Source organism: Kitasatospora sp. NPDC058218 (assembly GCF_042882445.1).
In the GTDB taxonomy this organism is placed as follows: domain Bacteria; phylum Actinomycetota; class Actinomycetes; order Streptomycetales; family Streptomycetaceae; genus Kitasatospora.
In genome coordinates this window covers 23,929-41,980 of the sequence record NZ_JBHVWC010000082.1, presented here as the reverse complement: position 1 = coordinate 41,980, position 18,052 = coordinate 23,929, and the positions used below count along the sequence as shown (strand labels likewise).

16 protein-coding genes and 1 pseudogene are annotated in these 18,052 nt (G+C 74.9%); 5 read left to right on the top strand and 12 right to left on the bottom strand.

What is annotated here, in order from left to right; translation table 11 throughout:
* Window positions 1–44 precede the first annotated feature (44 nt).
* The 7 genes from ACFVYI_RS37220 to ACFVYI_RS37190 all read right to left on the bottom strand — a co-directional run bounded on the left by ACFVYI_RS37220 (window position 45) and on the right by ACFVYI_RS37190 (window position 9,732).
* Entirely contained in the window at window positions 45–767 is a 723-nt protein-coding gene (locus tag ACFVYI_RS37220; RefSeq protein WP_387893859.1) for a BTAD domain-containing putative transcriptional regulator, read from the bottom strand.
* Window positions 768–1,776: 1,009 nt separating this feature from the next.
* Entirely contained in the window at window positions 1,777–4,476 is a 2,700-nt protein-coding gene (gene lanL, locus ACFVYI_RS37215) for a class IV lanthionine synthetase LanL (protein ID WP_387893857.1), read from the bottom strand.
* 2 nt (window positions 4,477–4,478) lie between these two features.
* Window positions 4,479–4,646 (bottom strand): SflA family class IV lanthipeptide, encoded by a 168-nt coding sequence (locus ACFVYI_RS37210; RefSeq protein WP_387893855.1) that lies wholly within the window; start codon window positions 4,644–4,646, stop codon window positions 4,479–4,481.
* 215 nt (window positions 4,647–4,861) lie between these two features.
* Window positions 4,862–5,833 (bottom strand): TolB family protein, encoded by a 972-nt coding sequence (locus ACFVYI_RS37205; protein WP_387893853.1) that lies wholly within the window; start codon window positions 5,831–5,833, stop codon window positions 4,862–4,864.
* Window positions 5,830–7,119 (bottom strand): MFS transporter, encoded by a 1,290-nt coding sequence (locus ACFVYI_RS37200; RefSeq protein WP_387893867.1) that lies wholly within the window; start codon window positions 7,117–7,119, stop codon window positions 5,830–5,832. The genes ACFVYI_RS37205 and ACFVYI_RS37200 overlap by 4 nt, the downstream gene beginning before the upstream one ends.
* Before the next feature lie 2 nt (window positions 7,120–7,121).
* Complete coding sequence (locus ACFVYI_RS37195) at window positions 7,122–8,411, bottom strand: discoidin domain-containing protein (RefSeq protein WP_387893851.1); 1,290 nt, start codon at window positions 8,409–8,411, stop codon at window positions 7,122–7,124.
* Between the two features lie 367 nt (window positions 8,412–8,778).
* Window positions 8,779–9,732, bottom strand: coding sequence for a DJ-1/PfpI family protein (locus tag ACFVYI_RS37190; RefSeq protein WP_387893849.1), 954 nt, complete (start codon window positions 9,730–9,732; stop codon window positions 8,779–8,781).
* 71 nt (window positions 9,733–9,803) lie between these two features.
* Here ACFVYI_RS37190 and ACFVYI_RS37185 point away from each other — a divergent pair, with 71 nt between their 5' ends.
* On the top strand, window positions 9,804–10,484 hold the full coding sequence (locus tag ACFVYI_RS37185) for a DJ-1/PfpI family protein (RefSeq protein WP_387893847.1): 681 nt from the start codon (window positions 9,804–9,806) through the stop codon (window positions 10,482–10,484).
* An 81-nt stretch (window positions 10,485–10,565) separates the two neighbouring features.
* Window positions 10,566–11,414 (top strand): S-methyl-5'-thioadenosine phosphorylase, encoded by an 849-nt coding sequence (locus ACFVYI_RS37180; protein WP_387893845.1) that lies wholly within the window; start codon window positions 10,566–10,568, stop codon window positions 11,412–11,414.
* Here the strand turns inward: ACFVYI_RS37180 and ACFVYI_RS37175 are convergent.
* Window positions 11,389–11,811, bottom strand: a complete 423-nt coding sequence (locus ACFVYI_RS37175) for a hypothetical protein (protein ID WP_387893843.1) — start codon at window positions 11,809–11,811, stop codon at window positions 11,389–11,391. The two genes, ACFVYI_RS37180 and ACFVYI_RS37175, sit on opposite strands and share 26 nt — an antisense overlap.
* On the bottom strand, window positions 11,808–12,920 hold the full coding sequence (locus tag ACFVYI_RS37170; protein ID WP_387893866.1) for a molybdopterin-dependent oxidoreductase: 1,113 nt from the start codon (window positions 12,918–12,920) through the stop codon (window positions 11,808–11,810). The genes ACFVYI_RS37175 and ACFVYI_RS37170 overlap by 4 nt, the downstream gene beginning before the upstream one ends.
* Window positions 12,921–13,099: 179 nt before the next feature.
* On the opposite strand from ACFVYI_RS37170, the gene ACFVYI_RS37165 reads away from it, so the two are divergent.
* The 3 genes from ACFVYI_RS37165 (at window position 13,100) to ACFVYI_RS37155 (ending at window position 15,982) form a co-directional block, all read left to right on the top strand.
* Window positions 13,100–14,494, top strand: a complete 1,395-nt coding sequence (locus tag ACFVYI_RS37165) for a hypothetical protein (RefSeq protein ID WP_387893841.1) — start codon at window positions 13,100–13,102, stop codon at window positions 14,492–14,494.
* A 164-nt stretch (window positions 14,495–14,658) separates the two neighbouring features.
* On the top strand, window positions 14,659–15,348 hold the full coding sequence (locus ACFVYI_RS37160) for a molybdopterin-dependent oxidoreductase (protein ID WP_387893839.1): 690 nt from the start codon (window positions 14,659–14,661) through the stop codon (window positions 15,346–15,348).
* Window positions 15,332–15,982, top strand: a complete 651-nt coding sequence (locus ACFVYI_RS37155) for a cytochrome b/b6 domain-containing protein (RefSeq protein ID WP_387893837.1) — start codon at window positions 15,332–15,334, stop codon at window positions 15,980–15,982. Before ACFVYI_RS37160 ends, ACFVYI_RS37155 begins: the two co-directional genes overlap by 17 nt.
* On the opposite strand, the gene ACFVYI_RS37150 is transcribed toward ACFVYI_RS37155, so the two are convergent.
* From ACFVYI_RS37150 to ACFVYI_RS37140, 3 genes and pseudogenes are all read right to left on the bottom strand, one after another.
* A complete protein-coding gene (locus ACFVYI_RS37150; RefSeq protein ID WP_387893835.1) occupies window positions 15,957–16,625 on the bottom strand; it encodes an SAM-dependent methyltransferase in 669 nt (222 codons plus the stop codon). The genes ACFVYI_RS37155 and ACFVYI_RS37150 overlap by 26 nt on opposite strands.
* On the bottom strand, window positions 16,622–17,077 hold the full coding sequence (locus ACFVYI_RS37145) for a DUF2064 domain-containing protein (protein ID WP_387893864.1): 456 nt from the start codon (window positions 17,075–17,077) through the stop codon (window positions 16,622–16,624). Before ACFVYI_RS37145 ends, ACFVYI_RS37150 begins: the two co-directional genes overlap by 4 nt.
* Window positions 17,078–17,251: 174 nt before the next feature.
* Window positions 17,252–17,962 (bottom strand): annotated as a pseudogene (locus ACFVYI_RS37140) (glycosyltransferase family 2 protein); the annotation flags it as partial.
* Window positions 17,963–18,052: the final 90 nt, after the last annotated feature.

The window sequence follows — 18,052 nt, the reverse complement described above, 5'->3', positions numbered from 1 at the left end:
CCGGTCGCCCGGCCTGTACGCGGGGGGAGCCGCCCGCCGAGTGCTCAGGCGCACCCGGCGATCGGGTCGCCGCGCAGGATCGTGCCGAACAGCTCCTGCAACTCGGAGCCCGGGTCGACGCCGTACTCCTCCGCCAGGGTCCGGCGGGTGCGGTGGTACGCGTCGATCGCGTCGGCGCGCCGGCCCGACCGGTACAGGGCCTTCATCAGCAGCCAGCTGAACCGCTCCCGGGTCGGGAACCGCAGGGCGAGCGCGGGCAGTTCGGCGGCGTGCGCGGAGAAGTCGCACTCCTCGGCCAGCGTGGCGTCCCACAGGCTCTCCAGGGCCAGCAGCCGTAACTCCTCGAACCGCGAGGCCGTCTGCGCGCCGAGCGCGTAGTCGCTCACCTCCGGGTGGGCGGGTCCGCGCCACAGCGCCAGCCCGTCCTCCAGGGTCCGGCTCGCCGTCCGGTGCATCCCGGCCTGGAGCAGCCGCCGGCCCTCGTGCAGCATCCGCTCGAAGCGGACGGCGTCGATGCAGTCGGGGTCCACCGCCAGGACGTAGCCGTTCGGTTCGCGCCGCAGGATGGTGTCCCGGTTCCGGGGCGGCCGGTTCGGCTCCAACAGCCGCCGGAGGTTGGACACGTAGCTGTGCAGGTTCGCCATGACGTCGCTCGGCGGGTTCCGCGGCCAGACGGCCTCGGTGAGCTGTTCCACGGTCACCGGCTGGCCCGGCGTCAGCAGAAGGGCGGACAATACCGCCCGCTGCCGGGCCGACCCCGGATTCACGGTGATTCCTCCGGCCTGGACTGCCAACGGGCCGAGAACTCTGAAATTCATTGTGTGACCCTCCGCCACAAGTCACCCCCGTACCAAAGAACATCATCGACCGCGCGGAGGAAACACCCTGGTTCCGAGAATGGTCCCCAGGGGTCGAACAGGTTCTCGCGCGGTTGACGACAGAGTACTTCCAAATCCTCCTGAAAGAAGGTCTGGATCGATGGCGTCCGACTTGGTATGGCGAGCTGACGCACGATCAGGTCGATGTTTCGGAAGCCCATTCGCGGGTATTGCGCTCGATCGCCCGACCGGACCGTCCGTGCCGGGCGGCGGGCCGTCGAGCTGGCGTGATCGCACCCCCCGAAAGACGGGGAATCCTTGAAGCTTGCACATCAGCCGCCTGGTGCCCGCGGGTTCGGCCCCGCCGCCGCGCCGGCCGTGATCCGGTGCGTCGATGGCGGGAAGTCGGGGGAGTCGCACCGTGCCCGGATTGCCGTTCGGCCGCCGGAACCGGCCGAATTCCCTCGCCGGGGCGCGGCCGCCGCCGGGTGTTCCGGGTCGTGGTCGGCCGTGTCCGGTTCTTGCCACCACGCATTGGGCCGGAGCGGATCGGCCGGAGCGGATCGGCCGGAGCGGGGGTTTCGGGCCCGGCTGGTTTGTGAGTACGATTGCTTCGATCGTTCCCGCAGGTCGAAGGCCGATGGAATGATCGTCAGGACCCTTTCGGTACAGCGTGGTTCGGCCGGTGAATAGCCGTCGGCTGCGCTAATGATCTCTGCTGGGCGAGCAGTTGGTATGCGCTGCCCGGGCCCCGCGCACCGCCGCGCCGGGGGAGCGGTGGGGAGGACCGGTGGCGGGAACGGTGCGCTGCGCCCGGGCCCGGGCCGGCGGGCGTGCCCGGTCGCTTCCGGGCGGCCGCGGTTCGGGCGCGGTCCCCGCGTGCGTGGTGCTCGCCACCGCCCCGAACGTCCGGCGGGGGCGGGTGGGACGCGGCACGGTGCCGACGGCATCCGGGCCGTCAGTCGATGAGGCCGAGCCGTCGTCCGCCGCGGCCGTGCAGTCTCCTGAGGAAGGCGAGCACGCCGGCGGAGCCGCCGGCCCAGGTGGCGCTCGACCGGGTCAGGCCGGCGTCCGGGAACACCGGGTGGGACGGGGTGCCGCCGCTACGGCTGAGGATGATCGCGGCGACGGTCTCGGCGGCGTGCCAGAACTCCTCGGAGCCGGCCGCCCCGGCGACGTCCACCAGCAGGTCGCCGACCCCGGACAGCCCGCAGCACTGGGTGACCAGCGGCATGCGCGGCGCCAGCGCGGCGCAGGCGCGCGCGCTCTGCTGGGCGAGGACGAGGTACTCGGGTTCGCCGAGGCGGTCGGCGGCCCGGACGAGCACCGCTCCGATCCCGGCCAGGCCCCGGCACCAGGAGCCGTACCGGCGCGATCCCCCGGGGGCGGTCGCCGCCGCGACGATGCCCGGGGTGACGGCGGCGAGGTGCGCACACGCCCGGCGGGCCCGGTGGAGCGTGGCGGGATCCCCGGTCGCGCTCGCGTGTTCGAGCAGGAAGTACGCGACACCCGCCCCGCCGTGCGCCAGTCCTTCGCGCAGGGCGGCGCTGCCGATCGTCTCGGCTCCCGCCGGTGTCAGCCGGGCCTCGCCGGACGCCAGCATCCGGTCGCACTCGGCGGCGACGGCGAGGTGACGGTCGGCGAGTCGGCTGTCGCCGCCGGCCGCCGCGTGGCGGGCGAGGAGCAGACGGCCGATGCCGATTCCGGCGACGCCCTCGATCAGGTCCGCTTCCGGTGGTCCGCCGTCCGGTCCCCGGGCCGGCAGGGCGGGGTGCTCTCCCGGCCCTGCCGTGCCGACCACGTCCGGGCCCCGGCCCGCGTTCCCGGCGCCTGGGGTCGGGCCCGCGGTCCCGGCGCCTGGGGTCGCCCGTGCCTCGGCGAGGAAGAGCTCGACACCGGTGCGGCCCGAGTAGAAGCCCGGTGAGAGGTTCCTGGACTGGCTCGCCGTCCAGGACGCGAGGGCGTGGACGCTGTCGCGCACCCCGCTTCGGTGGAGGTGGTGGAGGAGTTCCAGGCCGAGCCCCGAGCTTCCGCCGTAGACGTCGACCGGCGTCGGGATGTTCGTGCGTGCGGCGAGCTCGGGGTCCGCGATCCTGCGGGCCTCGGCGACGCAGTACGCGGCCGTGTGCTCGATGATCTCGTCGAGGAGGCCGTCGTCCCAGCGGAGCCGCCCGGGCCCGCGGGGTGTCCTGGGCGCCTCGGGCCGTTCGACCGCCCGGGACGCGCCCACCGCCCCGACCGCCGCGGGTGCCCCCACCGCCCCCACCGCCCCGGTGCGGAGCCGGTCGGCGCCGGCGGTCCGCACGGCCGGATCGAGGCTCGTCAACTCGGCGATCGCCGCCCGGATCGGCCGGTGGTCGTCGCCGGGCAGCGCCCACGCCAGGCCGGCGAGGGTGCGGTCCCGGTTGACGGCGGCGTCGCCGTCGACGACCACCGGATCCAGGCCGGTGGCGGCGAAGCAGAGGGTCGTGCCCAGGGCGTAGTAGTCGTCGGCGGGTTCGGCCGGTCCGCCCGCGCGCCGGACCGGGGCACTGTAGCCGGGGGTCGCGCCGTCCGGACCGACGCCGTCCAGGGCGCTGACGCCGAAGTCGATCACATGGCACCGGCCCGCGGCGTCGAGCACGACGTTGTCGGGCTTGAGGTCACGGACCACCACGCCCAAGTGGTGGACGCTGTCCAGGACGCGCAGGAGCCGGCCGGCCAGCTCGGCGAGCGTGCGCGCGGGCCGGGCCTCGTCGTCCCGGTACGGGCCGTTCTCCTGGACCTCGCGCCGCAGGTCCCGATCGCCGCAGCTGCTCATCACCAGGTACTCGTCGTGGTGGTGGCGGAAGTAGTCGAGCGCGCGGGGGACCCCGGCGACGGTGTCGAGCGCGGCCAGCACGGTCCGCTCGTTGCGCAGCCGGTCGCGGGTGTCCGCACCGGACTCGTCCTCGGCCACGAAGGCCCGCGCCTGCTTGACGACCACCGGCAGCCCGGTGGCCCGGTCGACCGCGCGGTAGACGTTGCCCTGCGGTTTGCGCACGATGCCGCCGGTGATCCGGTAGCGCCCGTCGCCGAGTCCGAGTCCGAGTCCGTCGCCGAGTCCGACTTCGGGGGACGAGGGCGGTCGGGCGTCGTTCCCGGGCCGGTCCGCGAAGGGGTCCTCGGCCCACGGCGGGCACCGGTACGCACCGGTGGCCAGGCCGTCGAAGACCCGACCGTCGGGGCCCACCATGACCGATTCGAGGCGCCCGCTCCGGCCGGTCCGGTAGTCGCCCGTGAAGGGCCCGTAGCGGTAGTAGACGGGGGAGCGCGGATCGACCCGCCGGTCGCTGACGATCCGCGGTCCCTCCCGGTCGCGCAGGAGGGCGACGAGTTGGTCCGCGAGCCCGACGACGGTGCCCGGTCCCGGATAGACCGTGATCGCCTTCCCGACGGCTCCCGCGCTCGACGCACCGGAGTTGAGCTCCCGCAGGGTCTCCGGACTCCTGGCCCACTTGGCGTGGCAGACGTGGCGCAGCAGCACCGGCAGGACGAGGTCGACGACGGCCGTGAGGTCGCCGGGCCGGGCCGAGACGTGCAGCTTCCAACCGTGCGCCATCGCCGGCATCCGCGGATCGTTCAGGTACGACCAGGTGTCGTCGGACCATCCGCTGCGGCCGGCGATGGGCCCGGCCACCGTCAGGAGTTGAAGTCGCAGCCGAAGCGGGTGGTGGCGGTCACCCACGGGTCGGCGAGACACGCCGTGGCGTCGTGGTCGCTGCGGTCGTCGTCCTCGAACACGATGGCCTCGTCGTCGACCGCGAGCGGGCCCGCGTCGCGGATCTCGTCGATCATGGCTACAGGCATGTGACGCCTCCAGGTCTTGTCGTGTGTCCGGCGACGGCGCGGGTCGCACCCGCCGGGAGGGCCGCCGGGCCCGATGGGGCCGGGGTCCTGACCCCCGAAGGTAGGGAGGAATGATCGGCCTGACAAGGGGTCAGAACGCAGGAGTTTCACAGGGCCGACACATCCGTGGAGGGTCGGTGCGCCCCCGGCGGGCCGGTGCCGCACCGACCGTCGGGTCAGCCCGGCGCCGCCGGAACGGCCACCGGCGACGAGGCGCCGGGCACCAGGAGCTGCGGCGCCCCGCCGCCGTCCGCCGGGACGGTCCAGACGTCGGTGCCCTTGCCGTCCCGGCCCGGCAGCGCGTAGCCGAGGGTCTCCCCGTCGAGCCAGGCCGCCTGGTCGTCCACGCTGCGCGACTCGGCCAGCGGGTGCTCGCGCAGGCCGGCCAGCTCCAGGACGTGGAGGCGCCAGGGCGCGGCGGGGTCGGCCGAGACCTTCTTCTTGAAGGCGATCCGGGTACCGTCCGGCGAGAGCGAGGGGCACTCGACGTTCTCCCGCAGGGTCCGGGCCGACCACGCCCGCAGGTCGCCCTCGACCAGGTGCGTCTGACCGCCGGTCGAGACGGTGGCGTAGAAGCGGTTGTCGTCGGCGGCGAAGTTGACGCCCCAGTAGTTGACGTCGGCGGCGTGGTGGCGGGTGCCGCCGATGGTCAGCGGGATGGACTCGATCGACTTCACCAGGTAGCCGGTGCGCAGGTCCAGGATCGACGTGCGGGTGGAGAAGCCACTGGCCGCGTACGAGTCGCCCACCGCGAAGGTGGTCCAGGAGAGCAGCTGCCCCGAGGCCGACACCCGGGCCCGGTTCGGGATGCCGGGCACCGTCACCGTCTGGAGCTCGGTGAACCGCCGGTCGTACACCACCGCCTGAGTACGGGCCGGGACGCCGGGCAGCGCCCGCAGGCACAGCGCGTGGTCCCCCGCGGCGTAGAACCGGGCGCAGGACGGCCCGTCCGGCGCCCCCTGGCTGCGGGCGACCCGCCCGGTGGCGCCGTCCCGGTAGTAGACGCCGGGCTCGTTCAGGGTGAACGAGCTCTCCGCCGCGACGAGTTGTGGCCCGCCGTCGCGTTGCCTGGCGTGCAGCACGTACCCGAGCGAACCGCCCAGCAGCACCAGGACGGCGATGACCAGGACCGTCGAACGCGCCTTCACGAGGCCTCCCTTGTCGGCAGGATCCGCCCTGCGGCGGCGAGTGCGGCGGCCAGCGCGAGCGCGGCCGCCAGCAGGGCCGGGCGCGGCCCCCACCACGTCCAGGCCGCGCCGAAGCCGGCCGCTCCGACCAGCCGGGCCAGCGCCTGGCCGGTCTGCAGCACGGCGAGCCCGCCCGCCCGGCCCTCCGCCGGCAGCACCGGCCCGGCGAGCGCCATCAGCACACCGTCGGTGGCGGCGTAGAAGACACCCAGGAGCACCAGGGTGAGCACGGCGGTCGGCCACACCGGCGGAGCGAGCAGGGTGAGGTAGGCCGCGAGCAGCGCACCGTGCCCGCAGAGGAACGGGGTGCGCCGCCCGGTCCGGTCCGCGATCCGGCCCGCCGGGACGGCCAGCACCAGGTAGCAGGCCGCCGCACCGAGCGGCAGCAGGGGGAAGAGCAGGGGCGGCAGGTCCAGGCCGCGCTGGAGCAGCAGGTAGAGGAAGGAGTCGCCGATCGTCGCGGCCCCCAGCAGCGCGGCGGCCGTGACCACCCGCCGGAACACCGGATCGGCGAGTGCCCTGGTCCTCTCCCGAGCAGGCCTCGGCCCGACGGCCGGCTTCCGTGCGACGGCCGGTCTCGGCGCGACGGCGGGCGCCGCGGCGCCCGCCGGAATCCCCGCCCCGGCCGGGACGTACAGCATCAGCACCAGCACCCCGAGCAGCCCGATGGCGAAGCTGACCACGAACACCGCGTCGTACGCGTCCGCCGTCGCCCACAGCACCGCGAACGCGACCAGCGGTCCGAGCAGCGCCCCCGTGGTGTCCATCGCCCGGTGCACGCCGAAGGCCCGGCCGAGCGCCTCCGGCGGTGCGCTGAGCGAGATCAGCGCATCCCGCGGCGCGGTCCGCACGCCTTTGCCGAGCCGGTCGGCGGCCAGGGCGGCGGCGATCCCGCCGGCCGCCCCGCCGGCCAGCAGCAGCCCGAGCCGGGAGAGCGCCGAGAGCAGGTAGCCGACCCCGGCGACCGTCCGGTGCCGGCCGCCGCCCCGGTCGGCGAGCCTGCCGCCGAGCAGCCGGACCAGTGCCGTGGCGCCGTTGAACAGCCCGTCGAGGAAGCCGAACTGGAGTGGTGAGAGGCCGAGCCCCAGCACCAGGTAGAGCGGCAGCACGGCGGTGACCATCTCCGAGGAGACGTCGGTGACCAGGCTGACCGCTCCGAGCGCGATGACCGTGCCGGGGACGCGCCGCCCCACCCCCGAGGGGCGGAGCGGCGCGTCCGGGCGGCGGCCGGTGGTGGCCAGGTACATCATCAGTGGCAGCTGTACTTCGGGCTGGTGTCCTTGACCTGGCCGTCCGTTCCGACGTAGCTCCAGCCGTACCCGGAGTCGGTGAAGTCCAGCTTCAGCACGCCGTAGTCACCGCTGATCCGCTTCTGGCTGTTCGGCTGGACCTGCTCGATCGGGTAGGGCTCGGCGCCGCCCATCCCGCCGACGATCTCGACGATCCCGTCCGCGGTCGCCTTGCCGTCCGGGTCCTGCGGGGCGAACCGCTCGTAGTGGTGGTCGTGCCCGTTCAGCACCAGGTCGGCCTTGGCGCCGTAGAGGATCTTCCACACCGGCCGGGAGACCGGGTCGTTGCCGTGCCCGCCCGAGGAGTACAGCGGGTGGTGCCAGTAGGCGGCGACGCACTTCTTCGCGTTGGCCGCCAGGTCGGCCTTCAGCCAGTCGATCTGGGCGCTCTGGTCGAAGGCGTTGGAGTCCAGCGCGACGAAGTGCCAGTTGCCCTCGTCGAAGCTGTACCAGCTCTTCCCCTGCGGGTAGGCGATGCTGCCGAAGTACGACTTGTACCCGACGAGCGACCCGGCCGGGTCGTAGGTCTCGTGGTTGCCCGGGACCGGGTGGGTCTTCGCCTTGAACGCGCCCCAGGTCTTGTCGTAGTAGTCGCGGAAGTCCGACGACCGGGCGTCGTCGTACTGGTTGTCACCCATCGTCAGGTAGAACTTCGGGTCGATCTGCTGGGCGAGTGCGGCGGTCTTCGGGTGCGCGCAGGCGCTGTCCGAGGCGGTGCACTGCGCGGCGATGTCGCCCGCCGCCACCACGGTGAAGGCGGCCCCGCCGGGCGGCGTCCCGCCGTCCAGGGCCCCGTAGACCTCCATCTCCAGCAGCGAGTACCCGTACGACGTCCCGCGGGCCGTCCCGTACATCCGGACGTAGCGGCCCTTGCCGGCCAGCCCCGTCCAGTCGTCCGTCCCGCCGTTGCCGGCCTTCTCCTCCGCCACCGTCGTCCAGGTCACCCCGTCCGCCGACACCTCCAGCCGGTACGCCTTCGCGTACGCGGCCTCCCAACTGAGCTTCACCCGTGAGACGGTGGCGTTCGCGCCGAGGTCCACCCGCAGCCACTGCGGGTCCTTCCCCTCCGCGCTCGCCCACCGCGTGGAGGTGCTCCCGTCGAACGCCTTCCCCGCCGCGTACGACGACCCCTCCGTGGACGAGGCCGTCGCGGCCTTCCCCCGCGAGAGCAGCGGATCGGCCGCCGCCCCCGCCCGCTCGGACCAGCCGAGCAACAGTCCGCCGAGCAAGGCGAGCACGGCGGCGAACACTCCGATATGAACAGGCCTTACCGAGACACCCAGACGCATCCCTGGACCCCTGACCTAGAGATTGGTGAGAGCTGGACACCGGCGTGCACCGCACGCGAACCCGCCGGCCGAGCGGTGACCGCACCACCGCGGCGGCCGGGTCAGAGCTCTCGCTGAGCGCGTCACGCCCCATCCGGTGCGGGCGCCGCGCCAAGCCGCCAGCCGACAGCGTAGTAGAAAGTAAAGTTTCCTATCAATAGTCGGGCGGTGCCGAACTTCCCTCTGGCTTCGGATCGTTCATCCGCGGCGACCGGATCATCGTGATCGACGAGGGAGATCGTCCGGGGCTGATCGGCCGGTCCTGCGTGAGGACGGCCTTGATGACGGGTCAGCGCCGGTACTGGCGGCGGTAGGCCGAGGGGCTGACGCCCATCTCCTCCCGGAAGTGGTGGCGGAAGCCCGCGACGGTCAGGCCCACCCGGCCGGCCACCGCGTCGATCGGGTGCTCGGCGGACTCCAGCAGTGCGGCGCCGGCGCGGATCCGCTGCTGCGTGATCCACCGCCCCGGCGGCAGACCGGCCGCGTCGACGAAGCGGCGCTCGAACTGTCGCACCGACAGGTGGGCGACACCGGCCAGTTCGTCGACGGGGAGCCGCCGGTGCAGGTGCTCCAGCGCGTACCGCATGGCGTTGCCGATCGGGTCGTCCGGCGGCGCCTTGCCCACCGGGTGCTCCGCGAACTGGGCCTGGCCGCCCTCGCGGTGCGAGGCCACCACCATGCGGCGGGCCACCCGGGCGGCGACCTCGGCGCCGTGGTCCGTGCGGACGAGGTGCAGACAGGCGTCGATGCCGGCGGCGGTACCGGCGGCGGTGACGACCGAACCGTGGTCGACGTAGAGCACCGACGCGTTGACCGTCACCCGCGGATGGCGCTCCTGGAGCAGGCGGGCGTGGCGCCAGTGCGTGGTCGCCTCCCGGCCGTCCAGCAGGCCCGCGGCGGCCAGAGCGAACGCGCCGCTGCAGATGGACACCACGCGCGCACCTCGCGCGTACGCCTCCCGCAGCGCGTCCAGGACCGTCCCGGAGACGTCGCGGCGCACGTCCGCGACGCCCGGGACGATGACGGTGTCGGCGTGCCGGAGCCGGTCCAGGCCGTGGTGCACCACGATGTCGAAGCCGCCCACGACCCGGTGCGGCCCGGGCGTCTCGGCGCACAGCTCGAACCGGTACCACCAGTCCACGTCCAGCTCCGGCCGGGGGACCGCGAACACCTCGGCGACGGTGGCGAGCTCGAACGGGGCCATCCCGTCGAAGGCGAGGCAGGCGATCCGGTGCTGGCGCATGACGGGATCCTAGCGGTCGGTGCCGTTCCCGACACTGTCGGGCGGCACCCGTCAGGCCCGAGTCTGGTGGCATGAAGCCAGACACCATCGCACCGCTGACGTTCGGGATGCTCGTCTTCGACGAGGTCGAGGTGCTCGACCTGGGAGGCCCCTTCGAGGTCTTCAGCACGGCCGGCCGGCTGGCCCGCACCGACGACGACGAGCCCCTGTTGCGCGTCCTGACGGTCGCGGCGACCGACCGGCAGGTCCGCGCCCGCGGCGGGCTGAGGGTCGTGGCGGACCACACCCTCGACGAGGATCCGCCGTTCGACGTGCTGGTGATCCCCGGCGGCGTCACCACGGCGGTCGAGACGGACGCGGACGTCGTCGACTGGCTGGCCCGGCGCCGGCGGACCTCCGCACTGACGTTCAGCATCTGCACCGGCGCCTTCCTGCTGGCCGCCACCGGGGCGCTGGACGGCCGCCCGGCCACGACCCACTGGGAGGACCAGGAGGAGCTGGCCCGGCGCCGGCCGGACGTCCGGGTGCGCACCGACGTCCGGTGGGTCGACGACGGCGACATCGTCACCTCGGCGGGGATCAGCGCGGGCATCGACGCCGCCCTGCACATCGTGGGCCGGCTCTTCGGCGAACGGCTCGCCCGTCGCACCGCCCGCCAGATGGAGTACGAGTGGACGGCCGGACGCACCGTCGGGGCCGGCGGGACGGACGGTGACCGACCGCCCGCCCGGGCGCTCGGGAGCCGTTCCTGATTCGTAAGCCCGCAGCACGCCGGATCCTGCGGCGCCGGCTCCTACAGTGGCGGGCACAGTCAGGTGAGAGAGGTGTGTCGAATGACGGACGATCAGATCCTTCTTCCTCGGGCCGAGGTGGGCGTGATCGGCGGATCCGGGCTCTACGAGCTGCTGGACGACGTGGTCGAGGTGCGGGTGGAGACCCCGTACGGTGCGCCGAGCGACGCGCTGTTCGTGGGCGAGGCGGCCGGCCGGCGGGTCGCGTTCCTGCCCCGGCACGGGCGCGGCCACCGGATCCCGCCGCACCGGATCAACTACCGCGCCAACCTCTGGGCGCTGCGCTCGCTCGGTGTGCGCCAGGTGCTCGGGCCCTGCGCGGTGGGCGGGCTGAGGCCCGACTACGGGCCCGGGACGCTGCTGGTGCCCGACCAGTTCGTCGACCGGACCTCCGGCCGGGTGCAGACCTTCTACGACGGAGTGCCGCTGCCGGACGGCTCGGTGCCCGAGGTGGTCCACGTGTCGATGGCGGACCCGTACTGCCCGCAGGGGCGCCGGGCGGCGCTCGCGGCGGCCTCCGGCGCGGCCTGGGAGCCGGTGGACGGCGGGACGCTGGTGGTCATCGAGGGGCCCCGGTTCTCCACCCGCGCCGAGTCCCGGTGGTTCACCTCCAACGGCTGGTCGGTGGTCGGCATGACCGGTCACCCGGAGGCCGTCCTGGCACGTGAACTGGGGCTGTGCTACACCTCGATCGCCCTGGTCACCGACCTCGACGCGGGTGTGGAGAGCGGCGAGGGGGTCACCCACGCGGAGGTGCTCGCGGTCTTCTCGCGCAACGTGGAGCGGCTGCGCACGGTGCTCTTCAAGGCGGTCGGCCTGCTGCCCGCCGAGCGGGCCTGCCCGTGCGGTCAGGCGCTGGACGGCCTCACGACCGGCCTTCCCGGCGACTGACCGGCCGGGGCCGGAGCCACCGCCGGACGAGCCCGATCACGAGGGCGAGCGCGGCGGTGGCCGCCAGGACGGCCAGCCAGTTGCGCAGGTAGGGCAACGGCAGCAGGGAGGGGTTGCCGTGATCGTCGTCGGCGCGCAGGACGGCCGGCAGACCGACGGCGGTGACGGCGGCGACCACGATCAGCCAGCCGCGCAGGACCGGCCCACGGGCCAGGCGGGCGCCGACCAGGCACAGCAGGGGGAGCCACACGGCGTCGTGCAGGACGAGCGCCCCGACCGCCCAGGTGAGGACCTGCGCCGGGTCGGTGAGGTAGGGGTCGGTCAGCAGGCCGTACAGGCCGAAGCCGATCAGCGCGAGACCGGCGGCCAGGGCCGCAGCACGGAGCCAGGTGGTCATCGGACCACCTCCAGCCGCGCGACCCACTTGGTCTGCAGCACGCCCGGGCGGTTCGGCGCGATGATGCGCGCGGGGAAGCCGTGATCGGCGTCCAGCGTCTCGCCGTCGACCCTGAGGGCCAGCAGGGTGAGCGGGTCCTCGGCGTACTGCGCGGGCATCTCCATGACCCGGTACGGGCCGTCCGTCTCCAACGAGGTGACCCGCACGGCGGAGCCGGCGGGCGCGCCGGCCCGGGCCAGCAGCTCGGCGACCCGGACGCCGCCCCACCGGGCGCTCGCGCTCCAGCCCTCCACACAGGCGATCGGCAGGACGGCCTCGTGCTGGGGGAGTCGGGCCAGTTCGTCGAGGGTGAGCTCGTACGGTCGCGGGCCGTCCACCCGGAGCCGCCAGGTGGCGGGAACGGCAGTGGTCCCGGCCTGGGCGGCGGTGCGGTTGACCGGGAGGCCCTGCGAGCCGAGGTCGGGGCGGCGCGGAGCCAGCAGGTTCAGGGTGCGCAGCCAGGGCACGGTCTGTCCGGCGGTCGTGAGCGTCACCGCGCCGACCGCCGCCGCGACGGAGGTCAGGAACGCGCGCCGCCCCGGGACGGGCACCCGCGGCCGCCGCCAGTTCCCGGCGATGAGCGGCGCCTTGACGGCGATGTGGACCAGCAGCCCGCCGGTCGCCAGCCAGCCGAGCCAGAAGTGGGTCTGGCGGAACGGGAACGGCCACGGGTACCACTGGAGGGTGTTCAGCAGGCCGGTGAACAGTTCCAGCAGCACGGCGGCCACCAGCACGGCGATGCCCAGCCGCTCCAGCGCGTGCGCCACGCTCCGCGCCGGCGGCCACTCGAACAACCGCGGGTAGACCGTCCAGAGTTTGGCCCCGGCGAGCGGGACGGCGGCGAGGCCGCTGACGACGTGCAGTCCCTGGGTGACGCGGTAGCCGTTCACCGGCCGTGCGGACAGGAGGCCGGTGAGCAGGCCCGGCGGGTCCTGGAGCACGTGGCTGGTGAGACCGGTCAGGAAGCAGACCAGCAGGGCGGCGCCCAGCCACCGGCCGAGGACGACGGCGGTGCGCGGCTCGTGCAGCGCCGAGCCGAACGCGCCGTCACGGAACGGGCCGCGGCGCAGGAACGCGGGCGGCGGGGGGAGTGCGGGGAGGAGCCGGCGCCGGGCGCCGGGGTGCTTGGATTCCACGCCCTCATCGAAGCGTTCCCGGGCCCCCGGCGGGTGGTTCGACGTGCTTACGGAATCCGAACGGCGGCCCCGCCCGGGCCGGTGCGCGGTGGCGGCGGTGGCAGGGTGAGCGCGTGGCCACTCGCACCCTCCTGCCCTGCACGCTCGCCCTCGCCGCCCTGGTGGCGGCCCTGGCGGTGACCGTGACCGGCGGCGGCACGCTCGCCGACCGCGACCCGCTGTACGGCTGGTACGCGGTCGACGCGGGACTGTTCGTGCTCGCGCTGGCGCTGCTGCGGCGGGTGCCGGGCCACCGGGTGGTCCCGCTGGTGCTGGCCGGGAGCGTGGCCGTCGCGGCCGTCGGGCTGCTGGCCCCGCCGCGCACCAGCGACGACGCCTACCGGTACGTGTGGGACGGACGGGTGCAGGCGGCCGGCATCTCCCCGTACGCGCACGCCCCGGACGACCCGGCGCTGGTGCGGTTGCGCGACGCGGGCCTGTTCCCGGCGTCGGACGGTTGCTCGGGATGGGACGAGCGGCGGACGGCGGCCGGCGACTGCACCCGGATCAACCGGCCCGCCGTGCGCACCATCTACCCCCCGGTCGCGCAGGCGTGGTTCCTCGCCGTGCACCCGTTCGGCGGCGGGGTGCGCGGGGTGCAGACGGCGGGTGCGCTGCTGGCGGTCGCCACCACGGGTCTCCTGCTGGTGATCGGGCGGGGGAGCCGGCGGGCGGCGCTGTGGGGGTGGTGTCCGGGCATCACCGTGTGGGCGGTCAACGACGCGCACGTCGACACCCTCGGGGCGCTGCTGATGACCGCCGGGCTGGGCTGTGCCGCGGGCCGTCGGCCCGGCGCCGGGGGCGTCCTGCTCGGCGCGTCGGTCGCCACCAAGCTGTTGCCGGCCCTCGCGCTGCCCGGGGCGCTGTCCGGGGTGCTCTCCCGCCGTCCGACCAGGAACGACCTCGTCGTCCTCGGCGCGGCACTCGGGGCGTTCGCGGTGGCGTACCTGCCCTACGTCGCGGTCTCGGGCCCGGCGGTGCTGGGCTACCTGCCCGGGTACCTGCGGGAGGAGGGCTACGAGCAGGGGCACCTGGACCGGTTCGGGCTCCTGCGACTGGCCGTGCCGGACGGCTGGGCGCCGTGGGCGGCGGGCCTGGTCCTGGCGGCGGTGGTGCTGTGGGTGCTGCGGCGCGGCGACCCCCGCCGCCCGTGGCGGGGCGCGCTGCTGGTGACCGGGAGCGCCCTGCTGCTCGTCGCGCCGGCCTACCCCTGGTACGGCCTGCTGGTGGTGGCCCTGGTCGCACTCGACGGCGCCTGGGAGTGGCTGGCCGTGCCGGCCGCCGGGCAGGTGCTCTACCTGGTCGGCGGCGAGGTGGCGCAGCAGGCCGCCTACGGAGCGGCCCTGGCCTGCGTCCTCCTGGTGCCGCTGCTGCGCGGGCCGGTGCGATCCCGGCGGAGCCCGGCGGCGCCGGACTCCGGGAGCGGCGCCCCCGGTACGGGCCGGCCCGTCGTGCGGGGACGGCGATGACGAAGGACGGCGATGACGAAGGACGGCGATGACGAAGGACGGCGATGACGAAGGGACGGCGATGACGAAGGGACGGCGATGACGGAAGGACGGAGATGACGAAAGCCTGACGGATCGGCGCCGGACCTGGTCGCGGCACCGGTCCGACTGGTCGAATCGGAGCCGTGGACAGAACAGCGAAGCAGACCGGGGGCACCCCGGTGGGCCGGCGGGTGGTGCTCGGCCTCCTCGGCCTCGGCGCCGCGGGCGTGGTGGCCGGACCCTCCCTCCAGCGCGCCCAGGACACCGTGGCCGGCAAGGACCCGACGGGGCTCACCGGACTGCTGCCGGGAGGCGGCGGCTTCCGGTACTACTCCGTGGTCTCCTCGGTGCCGACCAAGGGCCCGGACACGTACAGCCTGACGGTGGACGGGCTGGTGGACCGCCCCGGCAGCTACCGCCTGGCCGACCTCCAGGCGATGCCGCAGCGCCGGATCGTGCGGGACGTGCAGTGCGTGACGGGGTGGCGGGTACCGGCCACCCCGTTCGAGGGCGTGCCGCTGGCCCACCTGCTCGACGCCGCGGTGCGGTTCAGCTGCTTCGACGGCGAGTACACCGAGAGCCTCACCCTGGAGCAGGCCCGACGTGACGACGTGGTGGTCGCGCTCAGGCTCCAGGACGCCCCGATCTCCCACTCCCACGGCGGGCCGGTGCGCCTGTACGTGGCGCCGATGTACTTCTACAAGTCGGCCAAGTGGCTGTCGGGGATCACGGTGACCGACAAGGTGGAGCCGGGGTACTGGGAGCGGCTCGGCTATGACGTCGACGCCTGGGTCGGCCGGTCGAACGGACGTGACGATGCGCCGACCGCCTGACCTCCTGCTCCGTTTCAGCCGCGCCGAGCGCTGGGTGCACCGCGCCACCGCCGCCCTGATGCTGACCTGCCTGGCCACCGCCGCCTGCCTCTACCTGACGCCGCTGGCCGAACTGGTCGGGCGCCGGCGGCTGGTCGTCACCGTGCACGTGTGGTGCGGCCTGGCGCTGCCGGTGCCGCTGCTGCTCGGACTCGCCTTCCGGGCGGTGCGCGCGGACCTGTCGAGGCTGAGCCGCTTCGGTCCCGCCGACTGGGCGTGGCTCCGGGCGACCCGGGCCCGCGCCTCGTACCGTCCGGCGGGGAAGTTCAACGCCGGGCAGAAGCTGTACGCCCAGTGGACGCTCGGGGCGATGCTGGTGATCCTCGGGACGGGCCTGCTGATGTGGCTCACCCACCTGACCCCGCCGGCCTGGCGGACCGGCGCGACCTTCGTCCACGACTGGTTCGCGGCGGCCGTCGCCACGGCGATCGCCGGGCACGTCCGGATGGCCGTGCGGGACCCGGAGGCCCGGCGCGGGATGCGGACCGGGCTGGTCGAGCGGCGCTGGGCCGAGCGCGAGCACCCGCTGTGGCCCGAAGCGAGCCCGGCGCCCGAGGAGGCGGTGCCCGTCACCGAGGACGGCCGGCCCGCCTGAGGGCGAGGAAGCGGCGGCCGTGGGAGGACCAGCGCTCGGTCTCCACGAGCCCGGCCCGCTCGGCCCGACGGACGGTGGCCGTCGCGCCGCAGCGGGCCCAGGCGAACGGCGGCCCGAACCGCCCGTCGCCACTCTCGACCCGGACGGTGATCCGCTCGTCGATGTCCTGCGGTTCCACCTCGACCAGCAACACGCCTCCCGGCGCGAGGAGTTCGGCGCTCCGGCCGAGCAACAGCCCCGGGTCGCCGCCGATCCCGAGGTTGCCGTCGGCCAGGAGCGCGCCACCCCAGCGGCCCTCGGCGGGCAGCCGCTCGAAGACCGAGCGGCGCAGGGCCGGCCCGCCGAGGCTTCTGGTCCGGGCCACCGCGGTGCCGGTGATGTCGACACCGAGCGTCGGCACGCCCAGGCCCAGCAGGGCCGCGACGAGCCGGCCGGGGCCGCAGCCGAGATCCACCACCGGCGCGGTCAGCCGGGTGCAGCGCAGCAGCAGGCCGTGGTCCGCGCCGGCGGCGGGCGCGCACCAGCGTTCGACGTCGAGCGGGATCCGGCGGCCGTCCTCGCGGCGCAGCCACAGCGGGCCCCGCCCGGTCCGCACGGCCTCGGCGAACGGATCGTCCACCCACGCGTCGGCGGCGACGCTCACCCCGCCACCTCCGGGGCGGCCTCGATCGCTTGGAGACAGGCCGCGAACCTGCTGCCCGGGGCCTCGGCGGCGACCCGGCGCGCGTCCCGGACGGTGTCCACGTCGGTGACCACGGGGAGACGGTGGACCGTCAGGTCCTCCGCCAGCAGCCGGTCGAGCAGGGCCTGCCCGGTCTCCGGGGTGGACATCGGCAGGCCCAGCAGCAGCCGCCGGGCCAGGGGCCCGCTGGGCCGCGCCAGTCCGAGGGCCCAGAAACCACCGTCGGCGGCCGGGCCGTACCAGGCGTCGACGCCCGGGCGGCGCGCCGGGGACAGGGGTTCCGCGAGGAGGGCGGCGTCCACCTGCGGGGTGTCCATGCCGACCAGCAGCGCGGGCGCGTCCGGGGCGGCCCGGGCGGCGTGCGCGAAGGCGGCCGCGAGCCGTTCGTCCAGTCCGCCGCCCGACTGCGGCACGACCTGCCAGCCGGGCGGGAGCCAGCGGCCGACGGCGCCGTCCAGGACGAGCAGCCGCCGGCCGGCCGGTACCCGGTCGAGGGTCGCCAGGGTGTCGGCCAGCGCGGCCTCGGCCAGCGTCGCCGCCTGCTCGGGTGTGCAGGGCGGGCTGAGGCGGGTCTTCACCCGGCCCGGGACCGGCGACTTGGCGATCACCAGCAGGGTCGGCGGCGGCGCGGCCAGCACGGCCCGCATGTCCTGGACGGCCTGCCGGGTGCCGCGCACCGTACCGGTGACCTTGGAGCGGCCGGTCCGCGGCAGGTAGTCGACGGGCGTCTCGGCGATCCGCATCCCGGCCGCCGAGGCCGCGAGCACCATCTCCAACGGGTAGCCGGAGCGGCGGTCGCCCAGGCCCAGCGCCAGCAGCCGCTCACGGCGGGCGGCCCGCATCGGCCCGAGGTCGTGCAGCGGCGCCCCCGTCCTCGCCCGCAGCCGCCGGGCCAGGGCGGCATTGGCCAGGCGGGCGTGCAACGGCCACGCACCGGCGGTCGCGGGGCGGCGGCGGCCGAGCACCAGGTCCGCCGAGCCCGCGAGGACCGGTGCGGTGACGCGCGGCAACTGCGCGGGATCCAGTGAGCCGTCGCAGTCCATGAAGCAGACCAGCTCGGCGGTGGCGGCGAGCAGGCCGGCGTGGCACGCGGCGCCGAAGCCGCGCCGCGGCTCCTCGACGACGCTCGCACCCAGCGAGCGAGCCAGCCCGGCGGAGCCGTCGCGGGACCCGTTGTCGACGACGATCGCCCGCCAGCCCGTGGGTACGCGCCCCAGGACCCAGGGCAGGGCCTCGGCCTCGTCGAGGCAGGGCAGGATCACATCGGCGGGTGGCAGGAGGGGAATCGGAGAGATCACGCCGGCCACGCTAAGGGCGGGCGGCCCGCCGGCGGCCGAACCGCGCCCTTACGAAAGTCCAACGGCGGATCGCGGCACCCCGGCCGCGCC

What these genes read in the sequence shown, in the direction of transcription:
- ACFVYI_RS37210 (WP_387893855.1), bottom strand. Translation starts at nt 4,646, where the DNA reads ATGCCTGTAGCCATGATCGACGAGATCCGCGACGCGGGCCCGCTCGCG.
- ACFVYI_RS37200 (WP_387893867.1), bottom strand. Translation starts at nt 7,119, where the DNA reads ATGTACCTGGCCACCACCGGCCGCCGCCCGGACGCGCCGCTCCGCCCC.
- ACFVYI_RS37190 (WP_387893849.1), bottom strand. Translation starts at nt 9,732, where the DNA reads ATGCGCCAGCACCGGATCGCCTGCCTCGCCTTCGACGGGATGGCCCCG.
- ACFVYI_RS37185 (WP_387893847.1), top strand. Translation starts at nt 9,804, where the DNA reads ATGAAGCCAGACACCATCGCACCGCTGACGTTCGGGATGCTCGTCTTC.
- ACFVYI_RS37180 (WP_387893845.1), top strand. Translation starts at nt 10,566, where the DNA reads ATGACGGACGATCAGATCCTTCTTCCTCGGGCCGAGGTGGGCGTGATC.
- ACFVYI_RS37175 (WP_387893843.1), bottom strand. Translation starts at nt 11,811, where the DNA reads ATGACCACCTGGCTCCGTGCTGCGGCCCTGGCCGCCGGTCTCGCGCTG.
- ACFVYI_RS37155 (WP_387893837.1), top strand. Translation starts at nt 15,332, where the DNA reads ATGCGCCGACCGCCTGACCTCCTGCTCCGTTTCAGCCGCGCCGAGCGC.